The organism is Halanaerobium saccharolyticum, assembly GCF_003259895.1.
GTDB classification, from domain to species: Bacteria; Bacillota; Halanaerobiia; order Halanaerobiales; family Halanaerobiaceae; genus Halanaerobium; species Halanaerobium saccharolyticum_A.
The window spans coordinates 1-14374 of record NZ_QLME01000023.1 but is presented as its reverse complement, the minus strand read 5'-3'; the positions used below and the strand labels follow the sequence as shown (position 1 = coordinate 14374).

Below are 14374 nucleotides of genomic sequence, written 5' to 3'. Positions count from 1 at the left end.
ATATGGAAAATAAGCTTGAAAAAGGATTAACATTTAATAGAAAAATAAAAGCAGAAAAAGAATTTAACTTAAAAGATTTTTTCCTGCAGTGGGAATGGCTGCTGCTCTTAATATTTATTGCAATTCATATTATGAACTCCCAGCTGTCACCATATTATCTAAATACTTATACCCTGCTTGATGCTACTATGACCTTTCTAGATAAAGCGTTTATAGCTCTTTCTATGACTTTTGTCATTATTTTTGGTGATATCGATATTTCGGTTGGTTCAACTGTTGCTTTATCTTCGGTAATTATGGCAGTTTTATATAATGCTGGTTTATCAATGCCATTAGCTATTATTGTCTGTCTGTTAGTTGGGATTACTGCTGGCTTTATTAACGGAATTTTAATTGTTAAATTCAAGGAACTTTCTGCAGTTATAGTAACTCTATCAACTATGATTTTATATAGAGGGATAGCCTATATTATTCTCGAAGATCAGGCTGCAGGTGGTTTTCCAATGTGGTTTAATTTCCTCGGTTGGGGTTATATTAAAAATTTAATCCCGGTTATTTTAATAGCTTTTTCTGTTGCAGCAGTTATCTTTTATCTTCTGTTACATAAAACAACTTTTGGCAGAAAGATATATGCAATTGGAAATAATGATATAGCCAGTCTTTTCTCGGGGGTTAAAGTAGATAAAATTAAATTAATTGTTTTTACTCTAAATGGATTTATGGCAGCACTTGCAGCCCTATTTTTAACATCTAAAATGGGAAGTACCAGACCTAATATTGCCTCAGGTTATGAGCTTGATGTAATAGCAATGGTTGTTCTTGGTGGTGTCAGCACCTCCGGAGGTAAGGGAAGAATGATTGGCGTTTTATTATCTATTTTCATTATTGGCTATCTTCGCTATGGACTTGGCCTGGTAAATGTACCTTCACAGGTGATTTTAATTATAATTGGTGCTTTATTAATAATTTCAGTTTTAGTGTCCAATCTGCTTTATGGTAATAAGTCTGAATAATCATTGAACTAATTAGTGTAATTAACTTTAAATTAGGCTATAAAAATTCCTAATTTATTTTAATTAATAAAAATTCAAAGGAGGAGTAAATGTATGAAAAAAATTATTATTGGAATGTTGGTTTTGTTAATGCTTTTTACCGTGGTAGGTGCAGCAGCAGCCCAGAGTGGTAAATATGCTCTGGTTGTCAAAAGTGCGGGGAATCCATTTATGGAAAAAGTTAGAGAAGGATTTGAGAACGCAATTAGCGAGGTTGGGGGAGAAGCTATTTACAAAGCACCTGCAGAACCAACTGTAGAAGCACAGATCATTATGATTGAGCAGTTAATTACTCAGCGGGTAGATGCAATTGCAATATCTGCTAATGACCCTGAAGCCCTGAGACCAGCTTTACAGAAAGCAATGAGCAGAGGGATTAAAGTTCTTTCCCTGGATTCATCAGTAAATCCAAACAGCAGAATGGTTCATGTCAATCAGGCAGATCCTGAGCAAATTGGTAGAGTTCAAATTCAGGGAATAGCAGAAATGATTGGTGGAGAAGGACAAATAGCTGTTTTAAGTGCTACCTCTCAGGCTACAAATCAGAATTTATGGATTGATTGGATGAAAAAAGAATTAGAAAAACCAGAATATGATAATATTGAATTAGTAAAGGTTGCTTATGGTGATGATTTAAGAGATAAAAGTGTTTCCGAAACAGAAGCTCTTCTAAAATCATATCCAGATTTAAAAGGTATTATTGCTCCTACAACTGTAGGGATTGCAGCTGCTGGAAAGGTTTTAACTGATAGAGACTTAGTTGGAGAAGTTTATCTTACCGGTTTAGGACTTCCCAGTGAAATGGCAGAATATATTAAAAATGGTGTTTCTCCCTGGATGTATCTCTGGAATCCAATTGATTTAGGATACCTTGCAGGATATGCAGCTGAAGGATTAGTTGCAGAAGAGATTACCGGTGAAGCAGGAGAGAGCTTTACAGCTGGTGACTTAGGTGAAAAAGAAGTAATTAAAGCAGGAGAGGGAACTGAAATTATGTTAGGAGCGCCCTTTAGATTTGATGCTGATAATATCGATCAGTGGAAAGAAGTTTATTAATAGTTAGATTAAATAAATTAAAAAAAGTCTAAAATTTATTTTTAGCAGCTTTGATATACCCCCCCTTATGACAGTCAGGTGAAGCAATAAATCTGCTCTGTTAGCAAGGGGGTTTTATGTTTATAATTTAGAAAAAAAGGAAAAGTATTGAAATATCAAAAATCTGTTACTAAATTGACTGGACTATTAGAATTGATATAATTAATTCGAGGTGAAACAAATGGGCTTATTTAAAAAAGTTAATCTCTATAAAGTAAATAATATTGCAGAAGAAATTGAAATAGAAAGTTTATTAGGGTCGGAAAAAGAAAAAACATTTCTAAAAAAAGCTGAGCTGGATAGATTTACAGAAGTGGGGGATATTCTTTTACTGGTCAAAAATAATAGAGCGGGTAATTTAGAAAAAAGAAAAGTTATTTCCTACCCCGTTAAAAAAATCAAGGGCCGTTTTTCTGATGTTAAGGAATATATCTATCTTAAAATGAAAATTTTATATGATTTTAACTTCCATTATCTTGGCAAAAAAGAAATAGAAGCAGTGGAAAAAGATGCTGATCATATAAAATTTGAAAAGTTAATGGATCAAAAGCAAGCTGAAATCGAAAAATTGATAACATATAATGCTGATGAAAGAGTTGAGCCCTTTAATCACACAAATTATGAAGTGGCTTCTATTTTAAACTCTAAAAAGATATTCAGACAGGAGATAGGTGAAAAATTTGACTGGGGCTGGACCCTGATGGAGATTTATCAGCTGGATCAGAATAATTTTGTCAGCTACAAACAGAGCAGCTATTTTAGAGAAAGGCAGCGGGGAGAGTTTTTTGATATCAGTAAAAAGGCTGTAGAGTTTATGCGGACTTTTGAAGATGATAAAGATGATTTTTTAGATTAATAAAGACTGAGGCTGCTTTTTTGACTATTCAATCAGAAAATATGATATAATAGTTTTGAGGTGAGGAATATGAATAAATACCAGCAAGCTGCTGAACTAATAAAGGACTCAAATCATACAACAGTATTTACCGGTGCCGGTGTTTCAGTAGAAAGTGGTGTACCACCTTTTCGAGGCGAAGAAGGGCTCTGGAATGAATATGATCCAGTAATTTTAGAACTTAAAAACTTTTATAAGAACCCGGAAGCAAGCTGGCATACTATTAAGGAAATTTTTTATGATTATTTTGGCAAAGCAGAACCAAATGAGGCTCATCGCGTTATTGCCCGCCTGGAAAAAGATGGCCATGTCCAGGCTGTGATTACTCAGAATATAGACAATCTGCATCAGCAGGCAGGCAGTCAAAATGTATTTGAATTTCACGGTAATTCCCGTTATTTAATCTGCACTGAATGTGGAGCTAAATATCATGTGACTGATGAGCTGCTGGCAGAACTGCCTCCAAAATGCAGAGAATGTGGTGAAATTTTAAAACCTGATTTTGTATTTTTTGGTGAGGCAATACCTGAAAGAGCAGAAAAACTATCTTTTGAAGAAGCAGAAAAAGCTGATTTGTTTATCATAATTGGGACAACTGGTGAGGTGCAGCCTGCCTCCTTAATTCCAGTTGTAGCAAGAAGTAAGGGAGCTAAAATCCTGGAGATTAATATTGAAAAATCAAATTTTACTGATGATATTACAGATCTTTTTATTCAGGAAAAAGCAACTGAGGCACTCAAAAAAATTGAAACAGAAATTTATAAGTGATTAATTGAAAATTTTGTTTAAAAAATTAGCTTTCATGTTGTTAAATAAATAATTTAGATATCAAAAAACCCTCAGCTTTAAGGCTGGGGATTTTCTTTGATTAAAGCAATATGAGGTAGGTTTCTATATTTTTCCTGATAGTCCAGTCCATATCCTACCACAAAATTGTTTTCAATTTCGAAGCCAGTATATTGAACAGGTAAATCCAGCAGCTTATTATCTGAGATATGAAGCAGGGTGCAGATACTGATGCTTTTTGGATTTCTGGCGCCCAGGTTTTTTAGCAGATAGCTGTGGGTTAAACCGGTTCTGATAATATTTTCAATAATTAAAACATCTTTGCCGGCAATGCTGAATTCGAGATCCCTGGTTACCCTTATAACACCTGAGTTATCTTGATCTGCATAGTGATTTAATTCTAAAAAATCCAGTTTAAGTGGGAATTTAAGTTTGCGGCTTAGATCAGTCATAAAATAGAGTGAGCTTTTTAAAATGCTGACCAAAATCACTTCTCTGCCTTTAAAATCTTGATTAAGATGAGCTGCAAGCTCATCGATTCTGGCAGCAATTTCTTTTTCAGAAATAATAACTTTTCCTAAATTATCTGTTTCCATTTATTCTTCACTCCCCTTTAGCTCAAATTTTTCGGCAAGCTGTTCAAAATCCTTTTTATAAACAATTTTTATATTAATATGGGGGTAGAGTTCCTGCAGGAGGCGAACTTTTTTGTTCTTTTCCGTTGTGTATTTTCTTTTCATTGTTGTTAGTTCAACATAGGTATCATGTTCAGATAAATAAAAATCCGGTCTAAAGGCCATGATCACATTTCCATCTGGATCCCATTCCAGCGGGAATTCACTTGGCTCATATTCCCATTTAATATGATGCATATCCAGGACTTTGGCAAATTCTTTTTCACTTTCATGGCCAAAGCTGCGCTGGCCGTTACTTTTTTTTTCTTTTATATCGGTTTTAACTTCGATATTATTATTTAAGGATCCGGGATTTTCTTTTTTAAGATCAATTAAGTTCATTAAAACCGAAATGCTTTCTTCTAAGTTAAGCCCATCTCTATTTAATGTTAAATGGTAGAGAGTTGGTTTTTCCCAGTCCTGCTCGTGGATCCGCCAGAGATAGCGGCGGTGTTTGCGGTCAGCTAATTCAAGTTCCCGGGCAGCCTCCTCTTTATGTAGACCAAATTCTTTTTCCAGTTCTTTAATTCGATATTTTTCGGAAGCAACAATCTTAAAATGAAGGGCATAGGGATGGTTGTTAAATATGATTTGAGCTCCCAGCCCTAAAATGAGAAGCCTGTTATTTTCTGCTTCTTTTTTTAGTTTTTGAGAAATATATTCAGCAAAAGTAATCTGTTTTTCTTTTTCAGCTTCGGGATTGGCAATTTTAGTATAGAATTTAGAGCTCTGCTCCAGCATATGCAGCTGGTGCTCGTCAGCAATTTCTGGCAGCCAGTTTTTCAGCACAAATCTGCGGTCAATTAACTTTAATCCAAGACGATGGGAGAGTTCTTCTGCAATTTCATCTCCACCACTTGCTGTCTGTTGTGAAATTGTTATTATCTGCATAAATTCCACCTTCTTTCTTTAATCATATTATAGCATAAATAGCAGCCTGCGGCTATATCAATTAGTAAATTAAGGAAAATTAGTTCAAATAAAACAGAATAATTATTTAATTCGGAATTCTTAAAAAAATAAAGGATTTTAACTATTTTTGCCCAATATAATAATAAGAAGAAGAAAATTTTATAATTTGTTTAATAAATAGGGGGTATTCGATGAAAACTTTAGCATTAATTTTAGCAGGTGGTAGAGGTACCAGGCTTGATATTTTATCAGCACATCGAGCTAAACCAAGTGTTCCATTTGCAGGAAAGTTTAGACTTATCGATTTTGCCTTAAGCAACTGCGTTAATTCGGGTATTTATAATGTAGGAGTTTTAACTCAGTATTTACCAATGTCTTTAAATAATCACATTGGTATTGGAAAACCATGGGACTTAGACCGCAGAATGGGTGGAGTTACAATTCTACAGCCATATCGAGGTAAACCAGGAACCACAGACTGGTATGAAGGAACAGCCCATGCGATTTATAAAAATATGAGTTTTATAAAAAATAAAGATCCAGAAGAGGTAGTTATTCTTTCCGGTGACCATGTATATGAGATGGATTACAGCAAAATGGTGGAATATCATAAAGAAAAAGGAGCAGATTTGACAATCGCAGCTCAACCTGTTCCCTATGAAGATGCAGATCGTTTTGGTATTTTAGATTATGATGATGAGATGAAAATTACTGACTTTGTAGAAAAACCGGCAGATCCGCCCAGCAATTTGGCTTCAATGGGGATTTATGTCTTCAAAAAAGAAGTATTATTAGAAGTGCTGGAAAAATACTGTTCTGAAGAAGATTCAGACTTTGGTCATCATATTATACCACCAATGATCGAAAAAGGTGGAGTTTATCTCTACGAATTTGATGATTACTGGAAGGATGTAGGTACGCTTGCAGCTTACTGGGAAAGCAGTCTGGAATTAACCAATCCAATCCCAAGTTTAAATTTATATAACGAAGAGTGGAAACTGCATACCAGGAGTGAAGAAAAGCCTCCTGTAAAATTTGGAAAAGATGCCTGTGCTTCCAAAAGTCTGATCTCCAACGGATCTATAGTTAATGGGGTGGTAGAAAATTCCATTATTAGTCCTGGAGTTTATATTGAAGAAGGGGCGGTGGTTAGAGACTCTATCATTTTCAATGACACAATAATTAGAAAAAATTCGGTTGTAGAAAAAGCTATAATTGATAAAGAAGTTGAAGTTATGGCAAATTGTAAAATTGGAGACGGAGATGACTTAACACCTAATAAAGATCAACCTGATCTTTTAGATAATGGCCTAAATGTAATAGCAAAAAGAGCCACAATTCCAGAAGGCACAACTATTGGTAGAAACTGCAGGATCTTCTCTTATGTAGGAGTAGAAGATTTTGATAGTAAAGAAATAGCAAGCGGCAGCACAATCACTTCCGAAATTGGAGAAAAAGTTGCAGCTGGAGATGAAGATCATGTGCGGGAATTAAATACCTAAAAATAATTAATAGATATCCAGGCTCCCTTCGGTTTTTGAGGGGAGCTATTTTATTTATTGAAGATTTTATGCTAAAATTAAGGTAATTAGATTTAATATTTTTAATAGGAGATGATTATTATCAAAGTTAAGTGGTTAGGAAATTCAGCCCTGTTAATTGAGGATAAAAAAAATATTGTAATTGATCCCAGCTTTAAGCTGGAAACTGATTTTGAGGCAGATATTGTGTTAATTACCCATGAGCATGATGATCACATTAATCCGGAACATCTGGCAGCAGTAAGTAATGAGCAGACTAAAGTTTTTGCACCTCAGTCAGTTTATGATAAATTTGAGATTGAAGGAGAAGTTGTAAAAGCCGGGGATGTTCTGGAAGAGGAAATCAAAGTTTTAGATGTTGACTGTTATCAGGCAGAAGAATCAGTAGCTTATTTTTATAAAGGCTTATATCAGACAGCAGATGCCTCTGACTATCCTGATCCTGAGGAAGAAATTGAACTACTTTTTACAGCCTGTTTTAATGATCATTTTTCTGACTATCTAGAAAAAGCAATTAAACTTAGTCCAGCGATGGCAGTACCCTATCATTATGATCCAGAAGAAAGACAGGAATTACTGCAGGCCAAAGGTTTATCCAGTAAATTTGAGCAGATCGGGTGTAAATCTAAGGTGATAGAAGTTGGCGAGGAATTGGAATTATAAAAGGCTGATTTAGTTATAATTAAGTTTTAACAAGATCCTGAGTTGAATTTATAAAATAGAGAAAAGCTCTCGGGAAGATTAAATATCCTGAGAGCTTTTATGTAAATTTATTTATCTCTATTTAAACTTTCCAAAAAATTAATTAAATTTTTTCTTTGGGCAGGGCTCAGCTGTCTGGCATTGTCCAGCAGAGGCCGCAATGAATCAGGAACAGAATTATCCGGTTTAGAAAAAAATTCTGCAATTGTAATTCCAAGAGCTCTACAGATTCTTTCTAAGGTTGTAATGGTGGGTGACTGTTTGTTGGACTCAATGGAACTGATAAATGACTGGCTGATACCGGTGTGATTAGATAATCTTTTTTGACTTAAGCCTCTCTGATTTCGATATTTTTTCAAACGCTTTCCGATATTCATAATAAATACCTCCCTACAAAATATTATCTTCTAATAATTTCAGAATTTGTAATATATATTATATCACTATAATGATAATTTAATACTATTATACCAGTTATTTCTGACAAAAAATAGTAAAAAACTTAATTTTCTAAATTTAATTTTAAAAATAATCTGTTAATAGACATTCTAACCATTATAATTATTGAATATAGTTCATTATAGTGATAATATAATATATAGTTAATATATTATTAAGGGAGGAGAGATTATGTCAGCAAAATTAGCAAGAAAAATCAAAAGGTTCCGAAAAGAAAGAGAGCTAACTCAGCTAAAACTGGCGGAGAAAGCTGGGCTTGCGCAATCTTTTTTAAGCAATATTGAAAATGGACTACAGAGTCCTTCCTTAAAAAGCTTAGAAAAAATATCTAAGGCTCTGGATGTCCCTTTAAATGACCTTTTGAGATGACTGAATTTATGGGGTGAGGGATATGCAAAATATAAAAATAAAGCAGTATCGTGACCAACTGACAGATATTTATAATCGCCAGTATTTTGAAAAGAAAATAAAAGAGTTTGATCAAAAGCAGCTGTATCCATTTAGCATTATTTTAGGAAATTTGAATAATCTAAAGAAAATAAATGAGAATCAGGGATATGAGCGTGGTAATTTATTTATTAAAAAGACAGCAGAAATATTAAGTTCTTTTTGTGATAAAAATGACATAGCAGCAAGAAGTGGTGGAGACGAATTCGTCATTTTACTTCCGAAAAGTGACATTAAAAAAGCAGAGAAAATTTCAGAAGAGATCATAATAAATTACAATTTTCTTAGTGGAAAATATCAAAAAATGACACTGGCGCTCGGGATAGCCTCCAGATCAACTAAAGAACAGAAACTTACTGATGTTTATCAGCTTGCAAATAATAGAATGTACAGAAATAAGATTTCTGTAGCTGGTAGTTTTAAGTTTGAAATTTTTTCTGCTTTTGAGAGAATGCTGGGAGAAAAAACAGGAGAAACTGTAGCTCATGCTCGCAGAATGGAGCTGCTCTCTGTTAAGCTGGCAGAGAAGTTAAAAATTCCTGTTTATCAGATTGATGAATTGAAAATTGCTGCTCGTCTACATGATATAGGCAAGATAATTATTGCTGATTATATTTTAAATAAACCAGGAGCTTTGACTGAAGCTGAATTCAAAAAGGTTAAAGAACATACTAACATAGGATACAGAATAATTAGATCAATGCCAGCTCTGGAAAATGTAGCTAATATCATTTTAGCACATCACGAAAGGTGGGATGGCAGAGGTTATCCCAGAGGTTTAGAAAAAGGAGAAATACCTTATCTGGCTAGAATTATTTCTATTGTGGATACATATGATGTTATAACTCATGAGAGACCATATAAAAAATCAGGTTCAGCTGCAGCAGCATTAAAAGAAATTGGAAATTGTGCGGGAACTCAATTTGATCCTCTGCTGGCCGCGGAATTTATTGATTTAATTAAAAATCGAAACCAGATTGAACTCGAGTTTGTTAAATAATTACTTTAATTGCCTCTAATATTTGTTATGTTATACATAGGAGAATGGATAAGTTTACAAAACAGGAGGTAATAATTATGGAAGCAGAATTGAAGCAGAAAAGACTTGTTCTTGTTTCCAATGGTGAACCATATAAACATGTAAATCAGAACCAGGAAATAAAACAGGAAAAACTTGCAGGAGGATTAACAACCGGCCTGGACCCCATGATGCAGGAAGACAATGGACTCTGGATTGCCTGGGGACGAGGCGAAGCAGATTTTAAAGTAGTTAATCAGGAAAATAAAGTTAAGGTACCTGATGAGAATGGTTATACATTAAAGAGAATTCAGTTGAGTGAAGAAGAAAAAAATGGCTTTTATTACGGGTTTTCCAATGAGGTAATGTGGCCGATTAGCCATACCTTTATTTCAAAGGCTAATTATAAAAAAGAATACTGGCAGAGTTATAAAAAAGTAAATCAAAAGTATGCTGATAGTGTTAAGGAAGAGCTGCAGGAAGATGATTTAGTCTGGATTCATGATTATCATCTGGCCCTATTGCCTGGATTGCTGGCAGAAAGTAGTGCTAAGACATCACTCTTTTGGCACATACCCTGGCCTGCCTGGGAGGCTTTTAGAACTATTCCCTGGCGGGAGGAAATTTTAGAAGGGATGCTGGCAGCTGACTTTCTGGCTTTTCATACCGATTCTTTTGTCTACAACTTTATCGACTGTGCTAAAAAGTTGGGAGCAGATGTTAACTTTTCTACCAGAGAAATTTATTATCAAGGATCAAAAACTAGAGTAGAGAGCATTCCCCTGGGTATTGATTATCATCGTTTCCATCAGCTTGCAGAGGACGAAGAATATCTTGAAAAAGCCAGAAATATTAAGCAAGAGTATTCTGCAGAAAAGCTAGTGTTTGCAGTTGATAGACTGGATTATACTAAAGGAATAGAAGAAAGACTGGAAGGCATTGATAGATTTTTTGAAAAATATCCCGAATATCAGTGCAGGGTAACTTTTGTCCAGCGGGTGGCTCCCAGTCGAACTGGAATTGAAGAATATCAGCAGATGAAAGAAAGGATAGAGAAAAAAGTTGCAGAAATCAACGGTAAATATCAGAAAGATCGCTGGCAGCCTGTTAAATATTTTTATGGTTCGGTCCCACAGGAAGAGCTGCTGCCGTATTATAAAGTAGCAGATTTAGCATTAATTACTGCTTCAATTGATGGCATGAACCTGGTGGCTAAAGAATATCTTGCAGTTCAGGATTCTGGAGTGCTGCTGCTGTCCGAGTTTGCAGGTGCAGCGGAATATTTAGACAGTGCAATTAAAGTTAATCCCTATGATGTGGAAGCAGTAGCAGATAGTATTTATCAGGGGCTTGAAATGCCCGAATCAGAGAAGAAAGAGCGACTAAAAAAGGCTCAAGCTGACCTTAAAGAATATGATATTAACTGGTGGCGGGACACTTTCCTTGAAAAGTGGCTTGATAGTTATGAATAATAGCTATGTTCTGGACGAGCAGAATTTGAATAAAATAAAAAATAGCTTAGCCAGGGTAGAAAATATCTTCCTTTTTCTCGATTATGATGGAACCCTGGCTCCTTTTAAAGTTGATCCTCTTTCTGCTTTTGCTTTACCGGAGGCAGAAAGCAGTTTAAAAAAATTAGAAAAAAGCCAGAAGTATCATTTGAGTCTGGTTTCCGGGAGAAAATTAAGTGAATTGAAAAAGATGATTGATTTAAACCGCTGTCATTATGCGGGCAGTCATGGTTTAGAAATAGAGATGTCTTTTACAAAGGGCGTAATTTATCCTCATCAGAAGCAAGAGCTTGATGTTTTAAGCAGGAAAAATTATCAAAAGAGCAGAGAAAAATATTCAAAGTTAGATGGTGTCCGTGTGGAAGATAAAGGCTTTGGGCTGGCCCTGCACTTTGAATCCGAAAATGAGCAGTCAGCAGAAGAAAAAAAGCTTCAGGCCTTATTTGAAAATACGGCTTATCAGGTCCTTTCCGGTAGAAAATTGATTGAAATCAGGCCGGTAGGCTGGGACAAAGGAAAGGCAATCAATTATATTAGTGATCAGATCAGAAAAAATTTAGAGATAGATAATATTTTAAGGATTTATATTGGTGATGACCGGACAGATGAGGATGCTTTTGAAGTTATAAAAGATGGGATTACTATTTATGTTCAGAACGAGGATGACCTAAATACAGAGGCAGAATATTATCTTAAAAATCCAGAAGATACAGCAGAATTATTAAAAGTAATCGCAGGAGAACTTTAGGTCTCCTGCATTTTTTGTTCTTAAATATTTTTTTAATTGCTGTTATATTTTATGAAATTTTGGTTCCAGATGGGCAAAAGTTGTGAGCTGATTAAACCCAATTTCTTTAAGCCTGGAAATTGTATAATCAAATTTTTTAGTTATGTCCTCTATGTTGTGGCTGTCAGAACCAATAGTTAGAATTTCACCACCGAGCTGATGATATAACTTTAAAATTTCAAAGCTGGGGAGTGGATTTTTACCATCAATTCGATAACCAGAAGTATTAACCTCTAAACCCCGATTTTTGTTTATTATTACTTTCAATATTTGTTTTATCAAATCGAAAGCCTCCTTATTTTTCAGCAGTTCCGGTTGAGTTTCGAAATCTCCATAGCGGCGGATAATGTCAAGATGGCCGATTACACTGTAGTCATCATAATTCTGGACTACCTCAAGCACAGACTTAAGATACTGAATATAAGCTTCCCACTGGCTGTAGCCTGCAAAAAAATCTCCATTATATAAATCAGCATGTTCAGCAGTATGAAAAGAGCCGATTACAAAATCAAAATCATCTGAGATATACTTCCTGCATTCTTTATATATATGTGGCTGTAGACCTATTTCTATTCCTTTTTTAATTTTAATCTGTTTTTTGTATTTTTGCTGAAACTTTTCTATTTCTTTTAAATATTCTTTTTTGTCTATTAAAAATTCAATTGTATCATCCTGATAATCAATGTCATGGTGGTCGGTAATTGCTATTTCGTCCAGACCCAGTTTAACAGCTGCCTGACAGAGCTGATCCATTGTCATCTCTGAGTCAGCAGAAAATTGGGAGTGCAGATGATAATCAAACAACATATTTTTCCTCCTCGGTATTGTTTATGATTTAAAAGATCTATTTTAAGCTTGATATAACTCTATTTGTTCTTATCATAGCACAACTGCAGAGAAAAATAAATTAAATTTTAATTTAAACTTAAATTGATTTTTTGGCTGGATAATGTTGAATAAAATTTATTATTTAAGGGAGAAATTATTGCCTAGAAAATTAAATATTATAATTCTAGCTGTAAAATTATCTGCAGTTAAATCCTTGACAATATTATGAAAATAATATAAAATTATAATCAATAAATTCAAAATCAAAGCCTAAATAAATTTAATATAGTGATGGCGTGTTACTGTTCGGCAGGCATAAACCAGAAAAGTAGGGTTTTCTATACCCTCTTTTCTGGTTTTTTTTATATATTTTTATTTTTTCTCAGGATTTTTAGGAGGTAAATAGATGACTAAAAAGATTAAGTGCACTGTAGTTAAAGCATTTAATAATAATGTGATTTTAGTTAAACGAAAAGATAACAAAAAAGAAGAGGTTTTAGTTGGCAAAGGTATTGCCTTTGGTAAAAAAGAGGGAGCAGCAATAAAACTAGATCCTGAAAAGATTGAAAAATCTTTTGTAACCTATGGCGAAAAGTTTGAAAAAGAATACTTCAGTTTAATTGATGAAATGGATGGAGAAATAATTAGAGTCTGTGAGGAAATCATTTCGATTGCTGAAGAAAATTTAGGGCAGCTAAATCAGCATATTCATATTGCACTTACTGACCATGTAAGCTTTGCCAGAGAAAGAATGGAATCAGATATGGTGATTGAGTTTCCATTTCTGGAGGAAATAAAGATCTTATATAAAGATGAGTATAAAGTTGCAGTTAAAGCATTAGAGATTTTAAATAATAAATTAGATACCAAACTACCTGAAGATGAAATTGGCTTTATAACCATGCATTTTTATGCAGCCCGGGAAAATACCAATGTGCGAAATACTTATCGAAATGTGAGTTTGATTAATGAACTAATAGATATTATTCAGGACGAATTAAATATAGAACTTGATCCAGGAGATTCAAATTATATCAGATTAGTTAATCATCTTCATTTTAGCATTGAAAGAGTAAATAATAATATTGATGTGCAGAACCCTCTCATAGAAAGTATCAAGAGTGAGTTTAATCAAGCATATTCAGTTTCCGATAAATTATCAGAAAAGATTAAATCAGAATTGGATTTAGAAATTAGTGAAGCAGAAAAAGGATATATGACGATTCATTTACAGCGTTTAAACGATGTTAATTCATTATAATGGTGATTAGGTACCGGTACCTTCACATAGATGTCTAAAATACAAAGTAAAAAATAAGGAGGGATAAGTGTGGGTTAGATCATGCTAAAGTAGCAAAAGAATTATTGGGGAAGGAGCAGATAATGTCTCGAGTGTTACAAATTGTATGACAAGATTACGCTTTGTTCTCAAAGATGACAGTATAGCAGATATTGAAGAAATAGAAAGTTTAGAAGGTGTACTGCGAGTTCTTACGGATTTTATAGATTTATTATTTTCTTTAGTTCATGATAACATTCCAGTTAATCTTAGATAGCTGTAATCAAATTTTTTCACTAGCATTGCATAAAAATATTTAAGAAAAGTCAAGTTCTATTTTCAGCGAAAATACTTGCTTAAAATAGAAAAACTCCTTATAATTGGGATT

The 14374-nt window shown here is 34.1% G+C and carries 16 protein-coding genes; 12 read left to right on the top strand and 4 right to left on the bottom strand.

What is annotated here, in order from left to right; all coding sequences use genetic code 11:
• Positions 1–2: 2 nt before the first annotated feature.
• The 4 genes from C7958_RS12420 (at position 3) to C7958_RS12405 (ending at position 3810) form a co-directional block, all read left to right on the top strand.
• Positions 3–1013: an ABC transporter permease gene (locus C7958_RS12420; RefSeq protein WP_111572999.1), complete on the top strand. Its 1011-nt coding sequence runs from the start codon at positions 3–5 to the stop codon at positions 1011–1013.
• Positions 1014–1106: 93 nt separating this feature from the next.
• Complete coding sequence (gene rhaS, locus C7958_RS12415; RefSeq protein ID WP_111572998.1) at positions 1107–2108, top strand: rhamnose ABC transporter substrate-binding protein; 1002 nt, start codon at positions 1107–1109, stop codon at positions 2106–2108.
• 220 nt (positions 2109–2328) lie between these two features.
• Complete coding sequence (locus C7958_RS12410; protein ID WP_111572997.1) at positions 2329–3003, top strand: hypothetical protein; 675 nt, start codon at positions 2329–2331, stop codon at positions 3001–3003.
• Between the two features lie 69 nt (positions 3004–3072).
• Positions 3073–3810, top strand: a complete 738-nt coding sequence (locus C7958_RS12405) for an SIR2 family NAD-dependent protein deacylase (protein ID WP_111572996.1) — start codon at positions 3073–3075, stop codon at positions 3808–3810.
• A gap of 77 nt (positions 3811–3887) precedes the next feature.
• Here C7958_RS12405 and hpt read toward each other — a convergent pair whose 3' ends face one another.
• Complete coding sequence (hpt, locus tag C7958_RS12400; protein WP_111572995.1) at positions 3888–4424, bottom strand: hypoxanthine phosphoribosyltransferase; 537 nt, start codon at positions 4422–4424, stop codon at positions 3888–3890.
• Positions 4425–5393 carry a cytidylate kinase family protein gene (locus C7958_RS12395; RefSeq protein WP_111572994.1) on the bottom strand — a complete coding sequence of 323 codons (969 nt, stop codon included), beginning with the start codon at positions 5391–5393 and terminating at the stop codon, positions 4425–4427. It lies immediately after the preceding gene.
• Positions 5394–5605: 212 nt separating this feature from the next.
• On the opposite strand from C7958_RS12395, the gene C7958_RS12390 reads away from it, so the two are divergent.
• Entirely contained in the window at positions 5606–6916 is a 1311-nt protein-coding gene (locus C7958_RS12390) for a glucose-1-phosphate adenylyltransferase (protein ID WP_111572993.1), read from the top strand.
• Positions 6917–7027: 111 nt separating this feature from the next.
• On the top strand, positions 7028–7618 hold the full coding sequence (locus C7958_RS12385; protein ID WP_111572992.1) for an MBL fold metallo-hydrolase: 591 nt from the start codon (positions 7028–7030) through the stop codon (positions 7616–7618).
• A 107-nt stretch (positions 7619–7725) separates the two neighbouring features.
• Here C7958_RS12385 and C7958_RS12380 read toward each other — a convergent pair whose 3' ends face one another.
• Positions 7726–8034 (bottom strand): helix-turn-helix domain-containing protein, encoded by a 309-nt coding sequence (locus C7958_RS12380; protein WP_111572991.1) that lies wholly within the window; start codon positions 8032–8034, stop codon positions 7726–7728.
• A gap of 253 nt (positions 8035–8287) precedes the next feature.
• On the opposite strand from C7958_RS12380, the gene C7958_RS12375 reads away from it, so the two are divergent.
• The 4 genes from C7958_RS12375 (at position 8288) to otsB (ending at position 11840) form a co-directional block, all read left to right on the top strand.
• On the top strand, positions 8288–8485 hold the full coding sequence (locus tag C7958_RS12375) for a helix-turn-helix transcriptional regulator (protein WP_111572990.1): 198 nt from the start codon (positions 8288–8290) through the stop codon (positions 8483–8485).
• Between the two features lie 22 nt (positions 8486–8507).
• The gene (locus C7958_RS12370; protein WP_111572989.1) at positions 8508–9563 is read left to right on the top strand and encodes a diguanylate cyclase; all 1056 of its coding nucleotides are present in this window, start codon (positions 8508–8510) and stop codon (positions 9561–9563) included.
• Positions 9564–9640: 77 nt separating this feature from the next.
• Positions 9641–11053 carry an alpha,alpha-trehalose-phosphate synthase (UDP-forming) gene (locus C7958_RS12365; RefSeq protein WP_111572988.1) on the top strand — a complete coding sequence of 471 codons (1413 nt, stop codon included), beginning with the start codon at positions 9641–9643 and terminating at the stop codon, positions 11051–11053.
• Complete coding sequence (otsB, locus tag C7958_RS12360; RefSeq protein WP_111572987.1) at positions 11046–11840, top strand: trehalose-phosphatase; 795 nt, start codon at positions 11046–11048, stop codon at positions 11838–11840. Before C7958_RS12365 ends, otsB begins: the two co-directional genes overlap by 8 nt.
• A gap of 42 nt (positions 11841–11882) precedes the next feature.
• On the opposite strand, the gene C7958_RS12355 is transcribed toward otsB, so the two are convergent.
• On the bottom strand, positions 11883–12686 hold the full coding sequence (locus C7958_RS12355; protein ID WP_111572986.1) for a histidinol-phosphatase HisJ family protein: 804 nt from the start codon (positions 12684–12686) through the stop codon (positions 11883–11885).
• A gap of 427 nt (positions 12687–13113) precedes the next feature.
• Here C7958_RS12355 and C7958_RS12350 point away from each other — a divergent pair, with 427 nt between their 5' ends.
• Together C7958_RS12350 and C7958_RS12345 are read left to right on the top strand one after the other, a co-directional pair.
• The gene (locus C7958_RS12350) at positions 13114–13968 is read left to right on the top strand and encodes a PRD domain-containing protein (protein WP_111572985.1); all 855 of its coding nucleotides are present in this window, start codon (positions 13114–13116) and stop codon (positions 13966–13968) included.
• Positions 13969–14068: 100 nt separating this feature from the next.
• On the top strand, positions 14069–14263 hold the full coding sequence (locus C7958_RS12345; RefSeq protein WP_309250763.1) for a PTS transporter subunit EIIB: 195 nt from the start codon (positions 14069–14071) through the stop codon (positions 14261–14263).
• Positions 14264–14374 lie beyond the last annotated feature (111 nt).

Coding starts and splice junctions, on each gene's coding strand:
- C7958_RS12420 (WP_111572999.1), top strand. CDS start 3: ATGGAAAATAAGCTTGAAAAAGGATTAACATTTAATAGAAAAATAAAA.
- C7958_RS12375 (WP_111572990.1), top strand. CDS start 8,288: ATGTCAGCAAAATTAGCAAGAAAAATCAAAAGGTTCCGAAAAGAAAGA.
- C7958_RS12385 (WP_111572992.1), top strand. CDS start 7,028: ATGATTATTATCAAAGTTAAGTGGTTAGGAAATTCAGCCCTGTTAATT.
- C7958_RS12365 (WP_111572988.1), top strand. CDS start 9,641: ATGGAAGCAGAATTGAAGCAGAAAAGACTTGTTCTTGTTTCCAATGGT.
- otsB (WP_111572987.1), top strand. CDS start 11,046: ATGAATAATAGCTATGTTCTGGACGAGCAGAATTTGAATAAAATAAAA.
- C7958_RS12405 (WP_111572996.1), top strand. CDS start 3,073: ATGAATAAATACCAGCAAGCTGCTGAACTAATAAAGGACTCAAATCAT.
- C7958_RS12410 (WP_111572997.1), top strand. CDS start 2,329: ATGGGCTTATTTAAAAAAGTTAATCTCTATAAAGTAAATAATATTGCA.
- rhaS (WP_111572998.1), top strand. CDS start 1,107: ATGAAAAAAATTATTATTGGAATGTTGGTTTTGTTAATGCTTTTTACC.
- C7958_RS12390 (WP_111572993.1), top strand. CDS start 5,606: ATGAAAACTTTAGCATTAATTTTAGCAGGTGGTAGAGGTACCAGGCTT.
- C7958_RS12395 (WP_111572994.1), bottom strand. CDS start 5,393: ATGCAGATAATAACAATTTCACAACAGACAGCAAGTGGTGGAGATGAA.
- hpt (WP_111572995.1), bottom strand. CDS start 4,424: ATGGAAACAGATAATTTAGGAAAAGTTATTATTTCTGAAAAAGAAATT.
- C7958_RS12380 (WP_111572991.1), bottom strand. CDS start 8,034: ATGAATATCGGAAAGCGTTTGAAAAAATATCGAAATCAGAGAGGCTTA.
- C7958_RS12355 (WP_111572986.1), bottom strand. CDS start 12,686: ATGTTGTTTGATTATCATCTGCACTCCCAATTTTCTGCTGACTCAGAG.
- C7958_RS12350 (WP_111572985.1), top strand. CDS start 13,114: ATGACTAAAAAGATTAAGTGCACTGTAGTTAAAGCATTTAATAATAAT.
- C7958_RS12370 (WP_111572989.1), top strand. CDS start 8,508: ATGCAAAATATAAAAATAAAGCAGTATCGTGACCAACTGACAGATATT.